Below are 20743 nucleotides of genomic sequence, written 5' to 3' on the forward strand. Positions count from 1 at the left end.
GTTTCCCCCGATGATCTTGACGATGGGCGGAGGGACTCTAGCGGATCCCCGGCAGGCCCGCCACGGCGCACGGCACCCCGTCCGACAGGTCGTCGACGACCTGTCACCGGCCCCGGCAACAGCGGGAGCACGGACACGCGTTCGCCGCGAATTCTCATCCGGCACCCGGCGGCCCGGGCCCCGCCGCCCGCCCGCCGAAGACCGCAGGCCGGCACCCTTGGTGCGTGTGCACCTCCCGACGGAGCCCGTCCCGGCCCGCCCTTCGACCGAAATGCCTTTCCCCGCAGGGCCATTGACGAGTACGCGGAAACCGTCGCTAGGATGTCGGCGCTCTCGACGGCGGCCGTCCCGCAGGTCGCCCCCGAGTGGCGATCTCCGTTCCGTCCGCACGCCGGCTGGAGGGGGCCATGCTGCCGATCGACCCGGCCGGACGGCCGGAGTACCCGCCCTGCGCACCGGGCGACACCGTGGACCGACTGGGCGGGCGCGACGTCCCGGACCCGTACCGCGCCCTGGAGGACGCCGACGCCCCCGCGACCCGGGAGTGGTCGGCCGCCCAGCGGCGGCTGTTCGACCGGCTGCGCGACGACTGGCCGGCCGTGGACGCCTTCCGGGCCGCGATGACCCGGCTGACCGCGTTCGAACACCTGACCTCGCCCCGACCCGCGGGCGGTCTGGCCTTCTTCACGGTCCGCGGGCCCGCGGACGAGCACCCCGCGCTGGCGGTCACCGACCCCTCGGGCGCCCGCAGGATCCTGTTCGACCCGCACCGCCACGACCCCACCGGCCGTACCGTGCTGGGCGGTTGGACACCGGACCCGACCGGGGCGCTGGTCGCCGTGCAGACCGCCGAGGGCGGCGCCGAGGAGTACACCCTGCGGGTGCTGGACGTGGCCACCGGCCGGACCGTGGACGAGCCGATCACCGGCTGCCCGTACGGCGAAGTCGCCTGGTCGGGCGGGCCGGAGGCCTTCTACCACGTACGCGGCGGCACCCGCGGCGCCCGGCTGTACCTGCACCGGATCGGCGAGCACCCGGCCGACGACACCGAAGTCCCCGGCGCGGCGTCGCCCGCCGACGGACCCGGCCACGGCCTCGGTCCCGACACCGGCCACGACCTCGGCACCAGCACCGACACCGACACCGACACGGCCGACGGCCCGGGCTCCGAACTGGACGTCCTGCTCGGCCCGGACGGCCGCCTGCTGGTGGCCGCCACCGCCGACGGACTCTCCAGCGGCAACCGCGTCCGGGTCGCCGACCTGGCCCTCGGCACCCCGGAGAAGCCCGACTGGCGCCCGCTGACCGCCCTGGACGGCGGCTGGAGCTCCCCCTGGCCGGCCACCGACGGCCTGCTCTACGTGCTCACCGACCTCGACGCCGACCGGGGCCGGATCCTGGTCCTGGACCCGGCCGCGCCGGAACGGCCGCGCACCCTCGTCCCCGAGCACGAGCACGAGGTCCTGGAGTCCTTCGCCGTCCTCGACGACCCCGCACTGCCGGTCCCGCTGCTGCTGGTGCTCCGCTCGGCCGGCGGACACGGCCGGATCACCCGGCACGACCTCCGCACCGGCGAACCGCTCGGCGCGCTCCCCCTGCCCGGCACCGGCGTCCTCACCGATCTGACCTTCCGCCAGGGAGGTCACGAGGCGTGGTTCGGCTACTCGGACCCCACCACCCCGGAGACCGTGCACCACTACGACGCCCTCCGCGGCACGACCGAGGTGTGGCGGGCACCGGGCACCCCGGACGTCCCCGCCGTCCTGGTCTCCGAACTGCGCTGCGCCTCCGCGGACGGCACCGAGGTGACGGTGCTGCTCACCCGGCCCGCCGACCGCCCCACCGGCCCACTGCCGACCGTCCTCCAGGGCTACGGCGCCTTCGGCGAACCCCAGGTCGCCGACTACTACGCCGCGGCGCTCGCCTGGGCCGCCCGGGGAGGCCAGTTCGCGGTGGCCCGGGTGCGCGGCGGCGGCGAGCACGGCGAGGGCTGGCACCGCGCCGGGATGCGCGAGCACAAGCAGAACGGCATCGACGACTTCCTCGCCGTCGCCCGCGCGCTGCACGACCGGGGCCTGTGTCCGCCCGAGGGGCTCGGCGCGTTCGGCCAGAGCGCCGGCGGCCTCCTGGTCGGTGCGGCGGCGACCCAGTGCCCCGGGCTGTTCGCCGCGGTGGCGGCCACCGCGGCCCCGCTCGACCTGGCCCGCTACGAGCTGAGCGGCTACGGCCCCTACTGGACCGACGAGTTCGGCACCCGGGAGGACCCGGAGGAGCTCGGCTGGCTGCTCGGCTACTCGCCGTACCACCACGTGACGGCGGGCACCGCCTACCCGGCCGTGCTGCTGACCGCGTTCGAGGACGACGCCAGGGTCGACCCGCTGCACTCCCGGAAGATGTGCGCCGCGCTCCAGCGGGCCACCTCCTCCACCCGCCCGGTGCTGCTCCGCCAGGAGGCCGGGGTCGGGCACGGCGCCCGTGCCCGCACCGGACGGCTCGCCTATTTCGCCGATGTCCTGGCTTTCCAGGCCGAATACCTGGGACTTTCCGTCCGTTCCGCCGGAACCTGAAGATCCCCCCGCGAAAAGGTGTTCTTACATCTTGTCCGGGAAGTTGCGCGGTGAATAGCATGGAGTCCGATCGGAGGGGGGAGGTGATTCCAATGATCAAGAAGTCCACCAAGCGCTACAGCAGCGCCGCCAGCACCGCCAAGGGCTGAGCCTGAAAATGCGGCGGGGCTTCCTTCGAAACGACGCCCCGCCGCACCCGGCCGGAACTCTCCGCATATTCCCGGACCCGGTATTCCCATGATTTCCGTCGCTCAGTCCCCGAGGGGTATTCGTGGCACGTCCCGCGCTCAAGACGAGCATCCCCTACTTCGTTTCCGACGGCTCGGTCCACTTCCGCCTCGGTGGTGAGCTGACCTCGCTGGAGGACACCGACGGCCGCGTGCTGAGGCTGCTCCAGCTCCTGGACGGCAGCCGCGACCTGGACGCCGTCCACCGCGACCTCAGCGCCGACTACCCCGACCTCACCGCCGAGGACGTGCGCGAGGCCGTCGACGACCTGGACGCGAGCGGCCTGGTGCAGGACACCGCCGACCTGGGCGAGGACTTCGACGCCGCGGCCCGTGAGCGCTGGTCCAACAACCTGGGCTTCTTCGAGACCTACGCCTCCCTGGGGACCTCCAAGTACGAGTTCCAGCGCCGCATCCGGGACGCCCGGGTGGCCGTGCTCGGCGTCGGCGGCATCGGCTCGCACACCCTGATCGACCTGGTCGCGATCGGCTTCACGGACATCCGGATCGTCGACTTCGACAAGATCGAGGTCTCCAACTTCAACCGCCAGATCATCTACGGCGAGCCCGACGTCGGGCGCACCAAGGTCCATGTCGCCGCCGAGCGGGCCCGCCGGCTCAACAGCCGGGTGCGGGTCGACGCGGTCGAGGCCAAGCTGATGTCCGCCGACGACGTCTACGCGGTGGTGCACGACCGGGACATCGTGATCGCCGTGGTCGACCGCCCCAAGGTGCACGTCGCGCACTGGCTCAACGAGGGCTGCGTCCGGGCCGGCACCACCCTGATCGGCGGCGGCGTCGACACCCAGCGGGCCATCCACTACACGATGGTGCCCGGCGTCAGCGGCTGCGTGGAGTGCTGGTACGGCCAGGTCCGCCGGGACGACCCGACCTCGCGGATGGTGCTGGACGTCCTCGACGACATCGACCGCGAGGGCAGCGCCTACGGCGAGGACACCGCCGCCTTCAACGGACTGGTGGTGGTCGCCGCCGCCCACATGGTCTCCGAGATGGTCCGGCTGGCCTCCCGGGTCTGCCCGCCGCTCGCCGTGGGCCGGCTGCTGGAGCAGACCTTCCACAACCCCCGGGTGCGCCAGGCCGAGGCCTGGACCCGCGACCCCGACTGCGCGGTCTGCCGCGACGCCCGGCCCGCGGCCGGGGCCGAGTGGCTGACCCGGGTCGACCGGGAGGAGCTCCCCTTCTGATCCCACGGCCCGCGAACGGCCGGGAACCCGGCGGGAGCGCCGTACCGACGGCGCCCGCCGGGATTCCCGCGCTCCACCGGAAGCATTCCGGACGTGTTTTCACATCCCACCGACCCACCATCGAAAAAGTGCATAGGAGAACGCCGGTGCCCACCGCGAAGCCGATCGAGGAACGTCCGACCCCGGGCCCGGCGGACATCCGCCTGCGCGCCGCATTCCTGGTCTCCGGAATCGGCGACTGGATCTACCGGCTGGCCATTCCGGTCCTCGTCCTGAAAATCACCGGATCGGCCACCTCGACCGCTCTCGCCTACGCGATCGAGTTCATTCCTTACATTGTGATCGGACTCTTCGCCGGCGTCATCGCGGACCGGTTCGACCGCCGCCGGGTGATGATCCTGTGCGACCTCTCCTCCGCCGTGCTGGCACTCGCCGTCACCGCGCTGGCCACCCTCGACCGTCCGCCGCTGGCCGCGATCTACCTCTGCGCGTTCCTGCTCGCCTGCGTCCGCCCGTTCTACTTCCCGGCGTTCCAGGGCTTCCTGGTCGACGTGGTGCCGGAGCGGCGGCTCGCCCGGGTGAACTCCTGGACCCAGACGGTCGACAGCGCGCTCGGCTTCATCGGGCCGGTGGCCGGCATCACCGCCGTCGCGGCGCTGGGCGTCCCGGTCTCCGCGCTGGTCAACGCACTCTCCTTCGGGGCCTCCGCGCTGCTGATCGCCGCCATCTCCGGCACCCGCGCGCCCGCCGCGGGGCCCACCACGGCCGCCCGGATCGCCAAGGACTTCGCCGACGGCCTGCGCGCCCTGCGAACCATGCGGGCGGTGCTCTGGGGCACCGTGCTGATGGCGCTGTCCAATCTCGCCGCGTGGACGGTGGAGGGCAGCCTCTTCTACCTCGTGCTGGAGGTCGAGGAGAAGCCGAAGGTCGTGCTCGGCCTCGTCCTCGGCGCCCAGGGCCTCGGCGCCGTGGTGGGCGGAGTGCTCGCGCCACGTCTGACGGACCGCTACCGGCTGGGGCCGCTGCTGGCGTTCGGCATGGGACTGTCCGGGGCGACCATGGTCCTGCCCGCCCTGGTGCCCACCTGGTGGGCGGTGCTGATCGCCTGGGGCGTGGAGGGCGTCGCCACCTCGCTGGTGATCGTCAGCTGGTTCACCGCCCGGCAGAAGGTGGTGCCCTCCGAGGTGATCGGCCGGGTGGTGTCGGTCAGCCGGGCCGCCGCCTACGCGACCATCCCGCTCGGCGCGGTGCTCGGCGGCCGACTGGTCTCCGGCGCCTCCCCCACCCGGACGCTCTTCGTGTGCGCGGCCGTGGTGCAGGCGGTAGTGTTCCTCGGCACCGCATTCTCCCCCGTGGTGCGCATCGATCCCGGCCCCGGGGCCGACCCGCGCGGCTCCGATTCCGCCACCGGCACCGGCGACGGGGCGGCCGAGGCCGACGCGGTCGAGGCCGGCGGACACCCGAAGGAGGGCCCGGCATGACGGAGACCGGCAGCACGGAGACCGGAACACCGAGGGAGCGGCTCGCCCGGCGCTACCTCGAGGTCAACGGCGAGCACCCGATGACCGAGGCCGACGACGCCTACGTCGACCGGCAGTTCGCGGCCCTGGAGGTGCTCTGCGCCCGCCGCGGCGTGGACCCGGACGAGGTGCGCGGCCACATGCTCGCCGGGCGCCTCCCGCTGCCCGGTTACCTGCGTTCCGACGGCACCGAGATGGTCGCCCCCGACCTCCTCGAACTGGTCGACGAGGCGGGCGGGCTGGCGAAGCTGCCGGACTGGTTCCGGGGCCACTGGGCGGACCCGGCGGAGGGCGAGGAGGAGTACGAGTCGTACCTCAGCGGCCAGAACGTCTGCCTGCACCGCCTCCACCCGGTCACCATGCGCCGCAAGGGCGAACTGGTCCGGGACATCACCGAGGCCCTCGGCGACCCCTCCCGCGACAACCCCGCCCGGCTGCCCGCCCTGCACGCGCTGGTCGACGAACTGGACGCCCTGGAGCCGGAGTTCACCGCCTACGACCGCCTCCGCTTCGGCGGCCCGGTCTCCCGGGACACCTGTATCGACGCCGTCCGCCGCGACCACCCGCTCGGCTGATCCCCCGCCGTCCGGCGGTCGCGGGAGGCGGTCGACGGGAGGCGGTCGACGGGAGGCGGTCGACGGGAGGCGGGAGGCGGTCGCGGTCGCGGTCGGCGGCACGGTCACAGCCGGGCGTGCGCCCCGATGTCGGCCCGGAACGCCGCCACCATCGCGGCCGTCACCGTCGGACGGCACGCGCCGATCGCGGCGAGGTGGTCCGCGGTGGTCGCGCCCGGCACCGCGTCGTCGCGCTCGAAGGCCGTCTGGGCGGCGAGGCGCGCGGCGTGCTCGATGTCGGCGGGCGAGAAGTGCTCGCTGGCGGCCACCAGGGCGGGGACATCCACGTCCAACCGGTCGGTGCCGAGCGCGTAGCGCGCCCAGATCGCGGCCCGGGCGTCCGGGTCGGGGGTGCCGATCGGAATGACGTAGTCGAACCGGCCGGTGCGCAGGAACGCCGGGTCGAGCGAGCGGACCGAGTTGGTGGCGCACACCAGCAGCCGGCCGTCCCGCTCCCGGAAACCGGGGATCAGCTTGAGCAGCTCGTTGGTCACCCCGTGGGTGGCTCCCGTCCGGCCGGGCTCGCCCCGCACGGGAGCGATCTCCTCCACCTCGTCGATGAAGACCAGCACCCGCTCCAGCTCCCCGATCCGGGTGAACGCGCCGCGCAGCGCGGCGGCGAGGTTGCCCTCGTCGGCGAGGCGGGACGGCAGCAGCTCGACGAACGGCCAGCCCAGGCGGGAGGCGATGGCCCGGGCGAAGGTCGTCTTCCCGGTGCCGGGCGGCCCGAACAGGGTGATCGCCCGCGGCGGCCGCACACCGTGCCGGGCGGCGCGCTCGGGTTCGGCGAGCGGCAGCACGACCCGCCGCTCGATCAGCTCCTTCTCTGCCGTCATCCCGGCGACCTGGTCCCACAGGTCCCCGCTCAGTACCCGCCCGCCGAGTTCGTCCAGGGTCCCGGCGGCGGGGCCCGCGGCGGGCTCGGTCTTCTCGAAGTACGCGGCGGCGGGCCGCCGTTCGTAGCCGGCGTTGCGCAGCCCCTCACCGAGCAGTTCCTCCGCCGGCAGCACATAGGCGATCCGGCGCACCCGGGCCTCGACCAGCCGCCGTTCCAGCTCCCGCAGCAGCGCGCTGGCCAGACCGCGCCCGCGCCAGGCCGGGGCGATCGCCACCCGCATCACCCAGGCCCGCTCGCCCGCACCCGCCACCTGGGCGAGGGCGGCCCCGATCGGCAGGCCGTCGTGCACCGCGACGACGGCGGGCTGGCGGGCGGTGAGGGCGCCAATGCACTCCGCGAGCGAGAACACCGACTCCTGCCCGAGCCCGGCGGTGCTGTCGATCAGATGGACGACGGCGGCGAGGTCGTCCTCGCGGTAGTCGTGGATCAGCCAGTTCACGTGCGTCGCTCCTCGGGTGCACCGGTTGCCTGCGGGTTCCGGTGAACCTAGGTCCGGCGCGGTGGGGCCGTCGCGCGCCGTTCGGGCCAAAGCGGCGTGGACGAACCGTACGCGGCAGCGACTTCCCCGCGTCCCGCCGGACCTCTCCCGCCCCCCGGGGCACACCCGCCCGACCGGCCGGAGCGGGGCGTGTCGGTACGGTGCGGCAGGATCGCCGCACGACGGACGGAATCGGCCGGCTCGCGGAGCCGCAGAGCATCACCTTCGGCGGTTGCGGCGTGACCCCGACCCGGGGGCGCCGGCCGGGACCGCGCTCGAACCGCCGGATCCCCGCGGCGGGTCGAATCCCGACATATTGACTGAAAAATCAGTCACATTTACGCTGGCGGGACACCCGGTTCGACGGCGATACGGAAAGGCCCGGTGAGTGGACATGCTGCGCAACGGTCTGGAGCCCTGGCACCTGCTGGTGGTGCTGGCGGTCGTGATCCTGCTGTTCGGCTCGAAGAAGCTGCCCGAGATGGCACGCGGACTCGGGAAGTCGATGCGCATCCTCAAGGCCGAGACGGCGGCGATGCGCGAGGACGGCCCGGCGGCCGAGCAGGCGCCCGAACCGGTCACTCCGGTCGCACCGGTGACACCGGGCGCCGCCGGGCCGCCGGTCGCCCCCGTACCGCCGGTCGCACCGGCGACGGCGACGACCGCCGGACCCGAGGGCCGCGCGCGGCCCGGCCGACCGGCCTGAGCCGGTTGGCCGGGCCCGCGGGTCAGCCCGCCGCGGGGGCGACGGGCTGGGACTGGGTGGCGCAGTGGATGCCTCCGCCGCCCGCCGCGACGGCGTCGACGACGACCGGTACGACGGTGCGCCCCGGGTACTCGGCCGCGAGGATCGCCCGGGCCGCCTCGTCGGCCTCCGCGTGCCCGAACTGCGGTACGAGGACGGCACCGTTCACGGTGCAGTGGTTGGTGTAGCTCGACAGGAACGCGGGCCCGGTCCCCCGGATCCTGCTGTGGTCCGGCCCGGGCAGCTCGACGATCGTCAGCGCCCGGCCCCTGGCGTCGGTGGCGGTCTGCAGGACTCGCTCGGCCTCGGTACAGACGTCGAGCCACATCGGGGCGGAGCCCGGCCCCGGACGGTCCAGGATCACCCGCCCGGGCGCGCTGAACCGGGCCACGCAGTCGATGTGGCCGTCCGTGATGTCCTGGCCCGCCAGGCCGGCCAGCCAGATCACCTTCTCCGCGCCGAGCGAGGACTTGAGCCGCCGCTCGACCTCGGCCTGGCTCAGCCCGGGGTTGCGGTTGGGGTTCACCAGGGAGCTGACGGTGGCGAGCACCGTGCCCCGCCCGTCGGTCTCCAGCGAGCCGCCCTCCCCGGTGAACGGGGCCCGGACCCGCGCGATTCCGTAGTGGGCGAGCAGCGCGGCGGCGGCCCGGGCGTCCTTGGCGAAGTTCTGCTCGTAGCTCGTCCCGGTCTTGCCCCAGCCGTTGAAGTTGGTGTCGAGGCCGGCGACCGTCCCGGGGCCGACCAGGAAGGTCGGGCCGAAGTCCCGGATCCACAGGTCGTCGTTGAAGACCGGCAGGAAGGTGATGCCCCGGGAGCCGGGCACCGCGCCGGTGTCGCAGAGCGGGGCGGCGGAGGCCACCAGCTCGGGACCGATCACCATCACGACCGGCTCGAAGCGGGAGATCTCCTTGGCGAGGTTGGCGATGTCCCGCTGCACCGCGCGGCGCCGAGGCGGAGGAGTCGGCGTCGGGAGAGGTCGGGCTTTTCCATCGGTACCTCCGGTGGGTGCGGGCGGACCGCCCCGGGCACCGAGGCACGGGCGAATGGGGGCGTCCCGTCGGCGCACCCGGGGCAGGCCGGTGGGGGCGCCCACATCCTGCCTTGGACTGAAAATTCAGTCAATATCGCGCTTCGGAGGCAGCACCCCCACCCCGGGATCCCCGTCACCGGCGCACGCGCAGCTCCTTCAGCCCGTTCTGGAAGTTCGAGACCAGCCGCGGCGGAGGCGGGCCCGGCGCCGGCGCCGGCTCGGGCCAGGCGGCGACGATGCGGCGCAGCATCGCCGCCATCTGGATCCGGGCGAGCTGCGCCCCGACGCAGAAGTGCGGGCCGTGACCGAAACTGACGTGGTCGTTGGGCGTGCGGGTGAGATCGAGGCGGTCCGGGTCCGGGAAGACCGTCCCGTCGCGGTTGGCGGAGGCGTGGTAGACGACCACCTTGTCCCCGCCCGCGATCGGCCGCCCGGCCAGGACGAGGTCCCGGGTGGCGGTGCGCCGGAACTCGATCACCGGCGGCCAGAACCGGAGCAGCTCGTCCACCGCCGATCCGGTCAACTCCGGCCGGCGGCGCAGCAGCCGGTACTGCTCGGGGTAGGTCAGCAGGGAGTACAGGGCGCCGGGCAGTCCGTTGCGCAGCGTCTCGTTCCCGGCCACGGCGAACAGGAAGAACATCGTCTCGAACTCGGCGGCACTCAGCCCGGCCTCCCGCATCCGGGCCACCATGCTGCCCGGCGGCGGCTGTTCGGCGAGCGCGTGGGCGTAGGCGAACATGTCGGCGAGGGCCGCGCGGGAGCGCGGATCGAGCGGGCGGCCGTCGGGGGCGGTGAGGTCCGCGGGGCGGTGGCCGAGCGCGTCCCGCCCCATGGCGGTGAGCCGGGACGGGTCCGCCGTGCTGGACCGGGCGTGGTCCGGGTCCTGGTAGCCGATCACCCGGTTCGACCAGTCGACCAGCAGCTGCCGGTCCTGCTCGGGCACACCCAGGATCCGCGCCAGCGTCCAGACCGGCAGATCGGCGGCGAGCGGCACGATGTCGACCTCGCCGGACGGGGCGATACCGGCGACGAGTTCGGCCGCCCGCCGCTCGATGTCCACGGTCAGCTCGCGCAGCGCGCGCGGGGTGAAGGCGGCGACGACGGCGCGGCGCAGCCGGGAGTGGTCCGGCGGGTCCTGGTTGAGCATCATGGTGCGGGCGAAGTCCAGATCGGCCGTTGTGCCGGGGTCGCGGATCTGGGTCGCGCCGAGGTGCGAGGAGAACAACTCCGGTGTGCGCAGCACGTACTTGACGTCGGCGTGCCGCAGCACCGCCCAGTAGCCGGGTCCGGCCGGCCACGGCCCCACCGCGGGCTCCTCCACCCAGCAGACCGGCGCCTCGGCGCGCAGCTCGCGGAACAGCTCGTACGGAACGCCCTCGGCGTAGGTCTCCGGGAGGAAGATCCGGTTCGCCCGCGCCTGATCGATGCCCATACCGAGGGACCGTACGCCGCACCCCGGCCGACGACCAGCACGCCGACCGGTCCGGCCGGCCCCGGCGGGATGCCGCACCCGCGGGATGCCGCACCGGCGGGACGCCGCACCCGCGGGACGCCGCGCCAGTGGACCGCCGGCCGTCGCGGCTGCGCCCGCCGGTCGCCGGGATCCCGTAGGGTCGGCCAATGGCGAAGTACTTCGACGTGCATCCAGAGTCCCCCCAACCGCGCACCATCACCACGGTGGCGGCCAGTCTCCGGTCCGGGGCCCTGATCGCGTACCCGACCGACTCCTGTTTCGCGCTGGGCTGCCAGCTGGACAACCGTGACGGCCTCGACCGGATCCGGTCGATCCGGCGGCTCGACGAGCGCCACCACTTCACCCTGATGTGCGAGGACTTCGCGCAGCTGGGGCAGTTCGTCCAGCTCGACAACAACGTCTTCCGCGCGATCAAGGCCGCGACGCCGGGCAGCTACACCTTCATCCTCCCGGCCACCAAGGAGGTGCCCCGCCGCCTGATGCACCCGAAGAAGAAGACGGTGGGCGTCAGGATCCCCGACCACGCCGTCACCCGGGCACTGCTCGCCGAACTGGGCGAGCCGCTGGTCTCCAGCACCCTGCTCCTCCCCGGCGAGGAGGAGCCGATGACCCAGGGGTGGGAGATCAAGGAGCGGCTGGACCACGTGCTGGACGCCGTGGTGGACTCCGGCGACTGCGGCACCGTGCCCACCACGGTGGTCGACTTCTCCGAGGGCGAGCCGGAGATCGTCCGGCGGGGGGCCGGCGACCCCAGCCGCTTCGAGTGACCCCCGGGGCCCGGGGCTTCCGGCCCCGGGCCCGGGCGAACAGGACGGCGGCGCGTCAGGCGGCAGCGAGTCAGGCAGCGGCGGATCGGGCGGCGGTGGCTCAGGCAGCGGCGGATCAGGCGGCGGATCAGGCGGCGGCGAGGGCCGCGAGTTCGCGCAGGTCGACACCTCGGCGCAGTGCGCGCAGGTCGTCCTGGAGGTCCGACGGCGGCACGGCGAGAACGGTGCAGCGGGCGTGGGCCAGGCAGTAGTGGCCCACCGAGCCGCCCCCGAGCATCCGCCGCACCGCACCGCGGACGGTGCCGTGCCGGCCCGCGCCCACCACCAGCAGGTCCCCCGGCCGGTCGGCCAGCCCGGTCAGGACCGGGCCCGCCGGGCCGCGGACGGCCTGCGGCTCGACCCGGATCCCGGCCGGGAGCCCGCCGAACGCCTCGTCCAGCGCCCGCTCAAGCCGGGCGGCGGCCATGTCCTCCCAGGCCCGCAGCAGCGGCGGGCAGGGCCGCAGCCGGTAGTTGTGCTCCCCGCCCGCCGGCGTCCACGCCAGCACCGGCACCAGCACCGCACCCCGGTCACGCGCCTCGCCCACCGCCCGGTGCAGAGCGGTCAGGCTCCCCAGCGAGCCACTGACTCCGACGATGACGCGTGCGCCGTCCGACATGATCCTTCACTTTCCGGTGTTCGATCGTCCCTGTGCTTGGCGATTATGGTTCCACAAGGGATCTCGGCCTGCAAATCAAAGGCTTAAACTGAATGTGGCCTTGCATCATGCAGGCACGCGGAACCCCCGCGGAACCCCCGCCCCCGAAAATTCGCTGGCAGCCTGCCCACCACCCTCGCCACCCTGATCGACGTGCCCCCGCCGAACACCCCGGAACCGACCGCCCCCGAGCCGAAGCGCCGCATCCGCGCCGTCCACACCGCCGCCACCGTGACCGTGTACCAGGCCTACTCCCCCGGGATCGGCCTGCCGGCCGCGCGGCGCTACGCCGACGAATGGACGGTGTCGATCACCGACCTCACCCCGCTCGTGCGGCGGATCCACGGACACCTGCGGGCCGGCGAACCGGAGGCGGCCCGCCGACTGCTGCCCGAGGAGCGGCCCTACCCGGTGGCCGGCGGCCTGCCGCCCCACCTGGGCGGGTGAGCCGCCCGAAGGAGCGGGGCGGCGTCCGGGCGTCCCCGCGGCGGCATACGATCAGCGGATGAGCAAGCGTAGTGATTCCTCGTCGCCCTCCCCGGCGACGGTGTTCTCGCACGGGTGGGCGCTGCCGTCCGGGGACTCCGTCCTGTCCATCGGCTCGGTCGGGTCGGTGCTGTCCATCGGCTCGGTCGGCTCGGTGCTGTCGGTCGGCTCCGTCGGCAGCTTCCTGTCGATCGGCTCGGCCGGTTCGGCGGCGTCCGCGCTGTCGATCGGCTCGTGGCTGAGCGTCGGCTCGCTGCTCTCCGCCAACTCGCGGTGGTCGGTGCTGTCCTGGCGCTCCCGGCGGGGTCTGATGGTGGCGGGCACGGTCGCGCTCGTCGCGGGAGCGGCCTTCGCGGGCGGGTCGGCATCCCCCCGTCGCCACCGGTAGCCCCCGGCATGGCGACGAGGCTCCCGGTGGAGCTCCCCCCGCTCGGCCCGTGGATACGGCGCCTGCCGCGCAATCCGGCGTTCTGGTATGTGGCCGTGCTGGCCGCGATGTGGCCGGTGCTGCACCTGCTCCCGCCCGAGCGGGTGCACGCGCTGCGCACCTGGGCGTCCACCGACCTCGGCAATCTGCGCCTGTGGCCGGACGGCCACCCGATCGAGTCGCTGACCGTCTCGGTCTTCGTGCCGCAGGACACCATCTGGGTCTGGCCGGTGTTCGCACTCTCCCTGTTCGCGGTGGTCGGCGCGCTCGGCGCCCGACGGGCGGTGGCCTCGGTGGCCCTCGTCCACCTCGCGGCGACCGCCCTCACCGAGGGCCTGGTGTGGTGGCGGATCCAGCACGGCTCGCTGCCGGCCGGGGCCGCGCACGCGATGGACACCGGCCCCTCCTACGTCGTGGTCACCGCCCTGACGCTGGCCGCGGCCCGGGCCCGCCCGGCGTGGTCGCGGGCGGTCTGGCTGCTGATGCTGGCGGTGGCGGCGCCCGCGCTGCTGGCCGGCCTCCCGGACGGCGAGACGGCCGCCGTCGGCCACCTGGCCTCACTGCTCGGCGGGCTCGCCCTCGCCGCCGCGCACCGCCTCGGCCTGCGCCCGCTGGTGGGACGGAGCGCGCCGCAGGTCGCCGGGCGGCCCGCGTGACGCGGTAGGAGTGCACCCGGACGGCGGAGGGGCCGCGCGACATCACGCGGCCCCTCCGCCGTCCGACCGCTCCGGACCGCTCCGAACCGGACCGGTCAGGTCGGGTCGGGTCGGGTCAGAACTCCAGCACCTCGCGGTCGAGCGGGTACTTCGAACGGTGCGGCCCCTCGTACGGCGAGGGCGTGATCGGCAGGACACCGGTCGGCTGCAGGCCCAGGTTGTCGTCCCAGATCCGGGGTTCGACCTGCCCGACGACGCGGAACGACCGGAAGGTGAACGGCGGGCTGTCGGTCGGGAAGAACTCGGCCGTGGTCATCACCTGGAAGTGCAGGTGCGGCGTGGTGGAGTTGCCGCTGTTCCCGATCAGCCCGAGCGTCTGTCCCGGTTCGACGCAGTCGCCCTCCCGGACGGCCAACGAGCCGGGTTCCAGGTGGGCGTAGAGCAGGTACCGGCCCGGCGCGACCTCCACCGTGACGTGGTTGCCGACGGTGTCCTCGATCGGCGGCACCGGCGGCGTGACCGGCGGCGGGTTGTCCGGGACACCGTCCTGCACCTCCACCACCCGGCCGCCGAGCGCGGCCACGACCGGCTGCCGGTAGCTCAGGTAGTCGGTGAGCCGTGCGGGGTCGCCCTCCCAGGTCTGCCCCTGCTCACCGACCTTGTACCAGTCGATCGCGAAGCGCTGCGGCACGCCGAAGCGGCCGTTGACCGGGCCGAGGCCGCGCCGGTGGTGGGTGTTGCCGCAGCACGACTCGCTGGCGTACCAGGCGCCGGGCCGCACCGGCGGGGCCAGGTCCAACGGCGCGGTACGGCCGGTCGGGGTGGTCTGCACCGTCTCCTCGAAGGCGGAGGGCCCGGAGGGAGTGAGGACGGCGCCCACGAGGTGGTGCTCGAGGACCTCCGGCGCGGGCCGGCCGGGGTCGAGGACCAGGTCGATCCAGATGATCCACTGCTGGGAGCCCTGGACGACGGTCGGCGTCGGCGCCGGGGGCGGCGGGGTGTAGCCGTCCGCACCCGGCAGCGGGTCGCCCACCGGATTGGCGGCCTCGGCCAGCGCCTGGCCGCTCAGCGAGCCGACGACCCGCTCGGTGCCGGCCTCCCGGACCTCGACCCGGTCGAGGCGCAGCGGCGTGGCGCTGGACAGCGCGCTGGTGGCGAGCAGTTCGTAGGAGAGGTGCGTCCTGCCGTCCGTGGCCTCGAACGGCGTCGGCTCGGTCAGCACGGCCGCCGTCAACGGCGTGAACTGCGTGCCGGGCGCCAGCCGGGCGCTGCCGGTCGCGTACCCGGGGCCCGCCGGGGCCAGCAGCGTGACGGTCGCGAGCGCGGCGGCGGCCAGCCCGCGCACCAGGGGTCTGCGGCACGTGCGGTGGCGGGGATCGCGCTCTGCCATGGTGCTCTTCCGTTCGTCGGGTCCGGGGCCGCGAAGGACACCGGTACGCCCCGCCCGACGAGGCGCAGGCCCATGTAACCCGGCGGCGCGCGGCTCCGGGCCGAGGCCGCCGCGGCCGGGCGGCGAACTGCACCCGTCCAGCCGCATCCGGGGCGCGTCCGCCGTCGGCGTCCGGCCCGGTCGGCCCCGTGTCCGAATGTGACAGCGAATCGTCATTGCCGCCGTCGGGCCCTCCGGCCGAGGATGGACCCATGCCCACTCCGCACCGGGTCGTCGTCGCGGTCTTCCCCGACGTCGACCTCCTCGACGTCACCGGCCCCGCCGAGGTGTTCGCGCTGGCCAACCGGGAGACCGGCGGCCGGGCGGGCTACCGGGTCCGGCTCGCCGGTCCGGTCGGCGGCGCCGTCCGGACCTCGGCGGGGGTGCGGCTGCTCGCCGACCTCTCCTTCGCCGAGGTCGGCGCGGACGTGGACACCCTGCTGGTGCCGGGCGCGGTCGAGCTGACGGGGAACGGGCCGGTGGCCAAGGTCGACACCACCGTCGTCGACTGGGTGCGGGAGACCGCGCCGCACGCCCGCCGGGTGGCCTCGGTGTGCGTGGGCGCCCACGTCCTGGCGGCCGCCGGGCTGCTGGACGGGCGGACCGCGACCACCCACTGGTCGACGGCCGCGCAGCTCGCCGCCGAGCACCCCGAGGTGACGGTCGACCCCGACCCGATCTTCGTCCGGACCGACCGGGGCCGGCTGTGGACCGGGGCCGGCATCAGCGCCTGCCTGGACCTCGCGCTCGCCCTGGTGGCCGAGGACCAGGGCGAACGGACCGCGCTGGCGGTGGCCCGGCAGCTGGTGATGTACCTCAAGCGGCAGGGCGGGCAGAGCCAGTTCTCCGTCCCGCTGAGCCACCCGGCCACCGAGCGGCGCGACATCGACGAGCTGCTGCGGTGGATCGCCGAGCACCTCGACGGCGACCTCTCCACCCCGGCCTTGGCCGCCCGGATGTGCCTCAGCGAGCGGCACTTCGCCCGCGTCTTCACCCAGGAGACCGGCACCGGCCCGGCCGGGTACGTGGAGGCGGCCCGGGTGGAGGCGGCCCGGCGCCTGCTGGAGACCACCGACCGGCCGCTCGAGCAGGTCGCGGCGGCGGCCGGGCTCGGCTCGGCGGAGACCCTCCACCGGGCCTTCCGCCGCCGGCTCGCCACCACCCCGGCCGCCTACCGCCGCCGCTTCCGCACACCGTCCGTCTGACAGCTCGCCCCACCGCCCGGCCCTTCCCTTCCTCCCTCCTGCCCCGGAACAAGCCCTCCCTCCTGCCCTGAAACAAGCCCTCCCTCCTGCCCTGAAACAAGCAAAATGTCCTGGAAAGGCACTCTTGTGACCACGCACACCACCCCGTCCGCTCCCCTGCGCACCGTGATCGGCCTGGACGACCGGCTGCCCCGGCTGGCCGACTCCGTTCTGCTCCTGATCGACTTCCAGCACACCTACCGCACCGGCGTGATGGCCCTGGACGGCGCCGAGGAGGCCCTCGCCTCCGCCGCCGACCTCCTGCGGCGCGCCCGCGCCGCGGGCACCCCGGTGATCCACGTCGTCAACGACGGCGGCCCGGGCACCCCGTACGACATCCGCGCCGAGATCGGCGCGATCAGCGCCGAGGTCGCGCCCGACGCCGGCGAGCCCGTCGTCGTCAAGACCTTCCCCGACGCCTTCCACGCCACCGAACTCACCGCGGCCCTCACCGCCCTCGGCTTCGCGCCGGACAGCGGCAAGGACCTCGTCCTGGCCGGCTTCATGACCCACATGTGCGTCACCTTCACCGCCCAGGGCGCCTTCCGCCTCGGCTACCGCCCCACCGTCGTCGCCTCCGCCACCGCCACCCGCCCGCTCACCGCCCCCGACGGCACCGTCGTCCCCGCCGCCACCCTCCAGTCCGCCGCCCTCACCACCGTGACCGACCTCTTCGGCCTCGTCGCCGCCACCCCGGCGGCCCTCCCCGCCTGACCGGCCCGGGACCGGCCTGCCGGAGGGCCCGCACCGGGTGGTGCGGGCCCTCCGGCGGATCGGGTCGGGCCGGGCGCGGCGCGGCTCAGGCGCGGCGGCGACCCCTGCGGACGGTACGGACGACGTGGACGAGGACGCCGGCGAGCAGGAAGAGGGTGCCCTGGCAGACGGCGGCCCAGCCGGAGCCGACGGCGAGCCAGGCGGAGAAGGCGAACGCACCGAGGGCGAGGGTCAGGTCGCGGGCCAGGCGCGCCGGGGCGACGCGGGCGCGATCGCCGCGCAGCAGCCAGCGGAGCTGGGCGGCGGTGGAGAGGAGGTAGGGGACGGTGGCGGTGAAGGTGGTGACCAGCACCAGGGTGTCGAAGGCCGACTTCGCGCCGGAGGCGAAGTTCAGGACGGTGAGCAGCGAGGCGAGGGTGACGCCGACCAGGACGCCGACGACCGGGACGCCGCGGCGTTCGACGGTGAAGACGGCCGGGAAGAGGCCGTCCCTGGCGGCGGCGCAGGGGGCCTGGGCGGAGAGCAGGGTCCAGCCGTTGAGCGCGCCGGTCATCGAGACGAGGGCCGCGACGGCGACGGCCGTTCCGCCCCAGGAGCCGCCAAAGACGGTGTTCACCGCGTCGGAGAAGGGCGCGGTGGAGCCGATCAGCCGCTCGTGGGCCACGGTGCCGAACACGGCGAGCGTTCCCAGCAGGTAGACCGCCGCGGCGCCGGCGGTTCCGAGCACTCCGGCGCGGCCGACGTTGCGTTCGGGGGCGCGGACCTGGCCCGCGCTCACGGCCGCCGACTCCACCCCGAGGTAGCTGAAGAGCAGGATCGCCGCGGCGGCCGTCGTCCCGGCGAACCAGCCCTCGCCGCTCGCGTCGAAGGGACCGAGGTTCGCCGGGTCGAAGGCGCTGAGACCGGCCACCGAGACCACCATCAGAGCGGCGAACTTGAGCACGGTGGAGACGAGTTGGACGGTGCCGACGTACCGGGTGCCGGCCAGGTTGGCGAGCGCGGGCAGCCACTGGACGGCGAGCGCGCAGACGAGGGCGAGGCCGGTGGACCGGCCGACCGGCCACAGCACGTCGAGGTAGCCGACGGCGGCGACGGCGAGCGCGGCGTTGCTGACCCAGGTGGTGATCCAGTAGGACCAGGCGGCCAGGAAGCCGGCGAAGTCGCCGAACTCCTCGCGCGCGTAGACGTACGGGCCGCCGGTGCGCGGGTCGCGGCGTGCGAGCCGGCCGAAGACCAGGGCCAGGGTGATCGCCCCCGCCGTCAGCACGGCGAAGGCCAGCAGGCCGACCGTCCCGTAGGGGGCCACGGCGGCCGGGATCATGAAGATGCCGCCGCCGATGATGTTCCCCATCACCAGTGCGGTCGCGGTCGGCAGACCGAAGCGGCGGCCGGCCGGCGGCGTGGCCGGGGCGTGGGGCGGGGGCGTCGGGTCGACGTCCGTCCGCGCGGGTCGGGGTGCCTGCCGGGTCACGGCCGGGCTGGTCTGCATGGGGGCGTCGGGCCTTTCCTGTCCTGCGCGCTCGGTGGAGCGGACGCCCATGCTGGTGCAGGCGGCACCTTGTACCAAATCGGTGGGATATGTTCTCCGGACGGGCCCGCCCACCGGAAGACCTGCGGTCGCGAAGCCCCCGGACGGTCACTCGTCCGGCGCCACCGCGACGACCGGGGTCACGTCCCCGCAGCGGCCATGGCTGCCACGACGACGGCCGCGTCGGCCGTCGCAGCCGTCACGTCCAGCGCGTCCGTCACGTCCGTCACGTCCGGCGCGTCCGGCGCGTCCGGCAGCAGGTGCCCCGGCAGGTCCGCCCGGCGCTTGACCCCGAGCTTGCGGTAGGAGCTGGTCAGATGCTGTTCGACGGTGCTGACGGTGAGGAAGAGCTCTTGGGCGATCTGACGGTTGGTGCGGCCGCGCGCCGCCAGCTCGGCCACCCGGAGTTCGGCCCGGCTCAGTGCGACGGGCGGCCGCGCGCCGCCTCCCGGCCCGGGCTCGGCTCGTTCGCCACGATCGCCGCGCCCACCGCGTTCACCCCGGCCGTCGGGCACGCCGACTTCCCGTTCCTTCTCCACCGACCACATGAGCTGTCATCCCCCGATGAACATGCGTGACCGCACGATTCTGCCATGTGCCCGGCAAGCGCATCCACCGCTCGCGCGGGCGGCGGCACCCCGGCCGCCGCCCGTACCCGTCGACCTGCCCCCGCCCTGCCCACCGGCCCGGCAGCACCGGCAGCACCGGCCCGGCAGTACCCCGGCCGTCGGCACCGCGTCAGCCCGAGGTGTGCCGCAGGATGTCGAGGACCTCTCCGGTGATCGCGGCCTCGTTCTGCTCGAAGGCCGGCCCGGTCAGCAGCTCGGGCTGATCCGGGAGACCGGTGAGCACCGGGGTGTGCAGGTGGCCGCCGGGCAGCTGCGGGGCGAGTTCCAGGCGCAGCCGGTTGGTGCGGTAGGCGACCTCGTTGGAGAGATAGCCCCCGCCGCCGCCGGCGACCGCCCGCGAGCCGGGGGTCGGGCCGTCCTCCCGGTCGACCGGCGCGGTCCCGCCGGCCGGGATCTCGGTGACGGTGGTGTTCAGCCGCACCGGGTAGGGCTGCTGAACGGCGGTCATCGGGCCGGTGGGCAGGCTGGTGGCGATGAACTCGGCACCCGGGCCCATGCCGGGGGCGGTGACGGGGTGGTCCCGGGTGCCGCCGGAGAGCGCGCCGATGTTGTCGGGATAGGGGTCGGCGGAGCGGGAACGCCCGGCCCAGGCCTCCAGGGTGAACAGCCCGGGATAGCCCTGGCTGATGGTGGTGATGAGGTCCGCGGCGCGGGGCCCGCGGGCGAGCCTCGGGGCGTAGGCGCGCTCCACCGTGCCGAGGTCGAAGTCGCCGTAGCGGACCGGGAACACCACCGAGCGGACCTCGGCCGGGGTGCCGTCGGCGAGGGTGATCCGGCGGCCGGCGAGCTGCAGGGCGGCCGAGCCGGAGGGGTTGGCCCGGCGCGGCTCGGCGTCCAGGCCGAACGGGTCGAAGCCGCTGACGAAGATCCGCCGCACTCCCGGGCGGCCGCCGAACCCGTCGTCGGCCAGCCCGCGCGAGGCGTCCTCGAAGCGCTGCCGCAGCGCGGCCGGGTCGACGGTGAAGCCCGGCTGCCAGCGCGCGAGCCGGACGGTCATGGCGACCCTGGTCCAGTAGAGCGGCCGGTCGTCGGCGGCCGGCAGGTCGCCGCCGGGGCGGCGGCCCTGGGCGCGGTCCACTCCGGCCCGCCAGAGCGCCCCGCCCCAGGCGTCGAGGAGCCGGCCCGCCTCGGCGGCGGTGCGGGCACTGCACAGCGCGGCGGGGAACCGGGTGACGAAGTCGCCGAGGCCGCCGCGTTCGGTCAGCGCGGCGGTCCGCGGGTCCGCGGTGCGGGCCTGTTCCCGGTCGAGCGGCGCGGAGTCGACGGTCCGGCAGCCGGGACCGGCCGCGTGGGCGGTGGCGGCGGCGGGGAGGATCGAGGCGGCGAGAGCGCCGATGAGGGTCGCGGTGAGAGTGGCCCGGCGCCGAACGGTCGTCATGGCATGGACACTACAGAGCGGCTCCGGACT

Annotated in this window: 19 protein-coding genes; 11 read left to right on the forward strand and 8 right to left on the reverse strand. The window is 74.6% G+C overall.

Annotation, left to right across the window (positions count from 1 at the left end):
- Positions 1–407 precede the first annotated feature (407 nt).
- The 4 genes from ACIPYS_RS30475 to ACIPYS_RS30490 all read left to right on the forward strand — a co-directional run bounded on the left by ACIPYS_RS30475 (position 408) and on the right by ACIPYS_RS30490 (position 6094).
- On the forward strand, positions 408–2567 hold the full coding sequence (locus ACIPYS_RS30475; RefSeq protein ID WP_400752115.1) for a prolyl oligopeptidase family serine peptidase: 2160 nt from the start codon (positions 408–410) through the stop codon (positions 2565–2567).
- Between the two features lie 271 nt (positions 2568–2838).
- Positions 2839–3999: a ThiF family adenylyltransferase gene (locus ACIPYS_RS30480; RefSeq protein ID WP_093859101.1), complete on the forward strand. Its 1161-nt coding sequence runs from the start codon at positions 2839–2841 to the stop codon at positions 3997–3999.
- Positions 4000–4145: 146 nt separating this feature from the next.
- Positions 4146–5480, forward strand: a complete 1335-nt coding sequence (locus ACIPYS_RS30485) for an MFS transporter (protein ID WP_400752119.1) — start codon at positions 4146–4148, stop codon at positions 5478–5480.
- Complete coding sequence (locus tag ACIPYS_RS30490; RefSeq protein WP_400752122.1) at positions 5477–6094, forward strand: DUF6058 family natural product biosynthesis protein; 618 nt, start codon at positions 5477–5479, stop codon at positions 6092–6094. Before ACIPYS_RS30485 ends, ACIPYS_RS30490 begins: the two co-directional genes overlap by 4 nt.
- Positions 6095–6198: 104 nt before the next feature.
- On the opposite strand, the gene ACIPYS_RS30495 is transcribed toward ACIPYS_RS30490, so the two are convergent.
- Positions 6199–7470, reverse strand: coding sequence for an ATP-binding protein (locus ACIPYS_RS30495; protein ID WP_400752125.1), 1272 nt, complete (start codon positions 7468–7470; stop codon positions 6199–6201).
- 433 nt (positions 7471–7903) lie between these two features.
- On the opposite strand from ACIPYS_RS30495, the gene tatA reads away from it, so the two are divergent.
- Entirely contained in the window at positions 7904–8215 is a 312-nt protein-coding gene (gene tatA, locus ACIPYS_RS30500; protein ID WP_093859105.1) for a Sec-independent protein translocase subunit TatA, read from the forward strand.
- Positions 8216–8237: 22 nt separating this feature from the next.
- Here tatA and ACIPYS_RS30505 read toward each other — a convergent pair whose 3' ends face one another.
- Together ACIPYS_RS30505 and ACIPYS_RS30510 are read right to left on the reverse strand one after the other, a co-directional pair.
- A complete protein-coding gene (locus ACIPYS_RS30505) occupies positions 8238–9191 on the reverse strand; it encodes an agmatine deiminase family protein (protein WP_400752129.1) in 954 nt (317 codons plus the stop codon).
- Positions 9192–9417: 226 nt separating this feature from the next.
- A complete protein-coding gene (locus tag ACIPYS_RS30510) occupies positions 9418–10716 on the reverse strand; it encodes a cytochrome P450 (RefSeq protein ID WP_400752132.1) in 1299 nt (432 codons plus the stop codon).
- Positions 10717–10904: 188 nt separating this feature from the next.
- Here ACIPYS_RS30510 and ACIPYS_RS30515 point away from each other — a divergent pair, with 188 nt between their 5' ends.
- Entirely contained in the window at positions 10905–11525 is a 621-nt protein-coding gene (locus ACIPYS_RS30515; protein ID WP_093859108.1) for an L-threonylcarbamoyladenylate synthase, read from the forward strand.
- Positions 11526–11652: 127 nt separating this feature from the next.
- On the opposite strand, the gene ACIPYS_RS30520 is transcribed toward ACIPYS_RS30515, so the two are convergent.
- On the reverse strand, positions 11653–12183 hold the full coding sequence (locus ACIPYS_RS30520) for a universal stress protein (RefSeq protein ID WP_093859109.1): 531 nt from the start codon (positions 12181–12183) through the stop codon (positions 11653–11655).
- Between the two features lie 192 nt (positions 12184–12375).
- Between ACIPYS_RS30520 and ACIPYS_RS30525 the strand changes: the two genes are divergently transcribed.
- Genes ACIPYS_RS30525 through ACIPYS_RS30535 form a run of 3 tightly spaced genes read left to right on the forward strand, consistent with a single transcriptional unit; the run spans position 12376 to position 13791 of the window.
- Positions 12376–12669, forward strand: coding sequence for a DUF4291 family protein (locus tag ACIPYS_RS30525; protein WP_400752137.1), 294 nt, complete (start codon positions 12376–12378; stop codon positions 12667–12669).
- A gap of 58 nt (positions 12670–12727) precedes the next feature.
- Positions 12728–13096 carry a hypothetical protein gene (locus ACIPYS_RS30530; RefSeq protein ID WP_093859111.1) on the forward strand — a complete coding sequence of 123 codons (369 nt, stop codon included), beginning with the start codon at positions 12728–12730 and terminating at the stop codon, positions 13094–13096.
- Positions 13097–13104: 8 nt separating this feature from the next.
- Entirely contained in the window at positions 13105–13791 is a 687-nt protein-coding gene (locus ACIPYS_RS30535) for a rhomboid-like protein (RefSeq protein ID WP_400752141.1), read from the forward strand.
- A 115-nt stretch (positions 13792–13906) separates the two neighbouring features.
- On the opposite strand, the gene ACIPYS_RS30540 is transcribed toward ACIPYS_RS30535, so the two are convergent.
- Positions 13907–15181, reverse strand: a complete 1275-nt coding sequence (locus ACIPYS_RS30540) for a M23 family metallopeptidase (RefSeq protein ID WP_093859113.1) — start codon at positions 15179–15181, stop codon at positions 13907–13909.
- Positions 15182–15432: 251 nt separating this feature from the next.
- On the opposite strand from ACIPYS_RS30540, the gene ACIPYS_RS30545 reads away from it, so the two are divergent.
- The gene (locus tag ACIPYS_RS30545) at positions 15433–16425 is read left to right on the forward strand and encodes a GlxA family transcriptional regulator (protein WP_400752145.1); all 993 of its coding nucleotides are present in this window, start codon (positions 15433–15435) and stop codon (positions 16423–16425) included.
- 105 nt (positions 16426–16530) lie between these two features.
- Positions 16531–17178, forward strand: coding sequence for a cysteine hydrolase family protein (locus ACIPYS_RS30550; protein ID WP_400752148.1), 648 nt, complete (start codon positions 16531–16533; stop codon positions 17176–17178).
- A gap of 85 nt (positions 17179–17263) precedes the next feature.
- Here ACIPYS_RS30550 and ACIPYS_RS30555 read toward each other — a convergent pair whose 3' ends face one another.
- The 3 genes from ACIPYS_RS30555 to ACIPYS_RS30565 all read right to left on the reverse strand — a co-directional run bounded on the left by ACIPYS_RS30555 (position 17264) and on the right by ACIPYS_RS30565 (position 20713).
- Positions 17264–18667, reverse strand: a complete 1404-nt coding sequence (locus ACIPYS_RS30555; RefSeq protein WP_400752151.1) for an amino acid permease — start codon at positions 18665–18667, stop codon at positions 17264–17266.
- A gap of 179 nt (positions 18668–18846) precedes the next feature.
- Entirely contained in the window at positions 18847–19221 is a 375-nt protein-coding gene (locus ACIPYS_RS30560) for a helix-turn-helix transcriptional regulator (RefSeq protein ID WP_400752154.1), read from the reverse strand.
- A gap of 223 nt (positions 19222–19444) precedes the next feature.
- Entirely contained in the window at positions 19445–20713 is a 1269-nt protein-coding gene (locus tag ACIPYS_RS30565) for a pyroglutamyl peptidase (RefSeq protein WP_400752158.1), read from the reverse strand.
- Positions 20714–20743 lie beyond the last annotated feature (30 nt).

This window comes from Kitasatospora sp. NPDC089913, assembly GCF_044748625.1.
Taxonomy (GTDB): domain Bacteria; phylum Actinomycetota; class Actinomycetes; order Streptomycetales; family Streptomycetaceae; genus Kitasatospora.

Bases quoted from the DNA above. Each gene is read 5' to 3' on its own strand.
- ACIPYS_RS30475 (WP_400752115.1), top strand. From the start codon at position 408: ATGCTGCCGATCGACCCGGCCGGACGGCCGGAGTACCCGCCCTGCGCA.
- ACIPYS_RS30490 (WP_400752122.1), top strand. From the start codon at position 5,477: ATGACGGAGACCGGCAGCACGGAGACCGGAACACCGAGGGAGCGGCTC.
- tatA (WP_093859105.1), top strand. From the start codon at position 7,904: ATGCTGCGCAACGGTCTGGAGCCCTGGCACCTGCTGGTGGTGCTGGCG.
- ACIPYS_RS30510 (WP_400752132.1), bottom strand. From the start codon at position 10,716: ATGGGCATCGATCAGGCGCGGGCGAACCGGATCTTCCTCCCGGAGACC.
- ACIPYS_RS30515 (WP_093859108.1), top strand. From the start codon at position 10,905: ATGGCGAAGTACTTCGACGTGCATCCAGAGTCCCCCCAACCGCGCACC.
- ACIPYS_RS30520 (WP_093859109.1), bottom strand. From the start codon at position 12,183: ATGTCGGACGGCGCACGCGTCATCGTCGGAGTCAGTGGCTCGCTGGGG.
- ACIPYS_RS30530 (WP_093859111.1), top strand. From the start codon at position 12,728: ATGAGCAAGCGTAGTGATTCCTCGTCGCCCTCCCCGGCGACGGTGTTC.
- ACIPYS_RS30535 (WP_400752141.1), top strand. From the start codon at position 13,105: ATGGCGACGAGGCTCCCGGTGGAGCTCCCCCCGCTCGGCCCGTGGATA.
- ACIPYS_RS30540 (WP_093859113.1), bottom strand. From the start codon at position 15,181: ATGGCAGAGCGCGATCCCCGCCACCGCACGTGCCGCAGACCCCTGGTG.
- ACIPYS_RS30545 (WP_400752145.1), top strand. From the start codon at position 15,433: ATGCCCACTCCGCACCGGGTCGTCGTCGCGGTCTTCCCCGACGTCGAC.
- ACIPYS_RS30550 (WP_400752148.1), top strand. From the start codon at position 16,531: ATGTCCTGGAAAGGCACTCTTGTGACCACGCACACCACCCCGTCCGCT.
- ACIPYS_RS30555 (WP_400752151.1), bottom strand. From the start codon at position 18,667: ATGCAGACCAGCCCGGCCGTGACCCGGCAGGCACCCCGACCCGCGCGG.
- ACIPYS_RS30565 (WP_400752158.1), bottom strand. From the start codon at position 20,713: ATGACGACCGTTCGGCGCCGGGCCACTCTCACCGCGACCCTCATCGGC.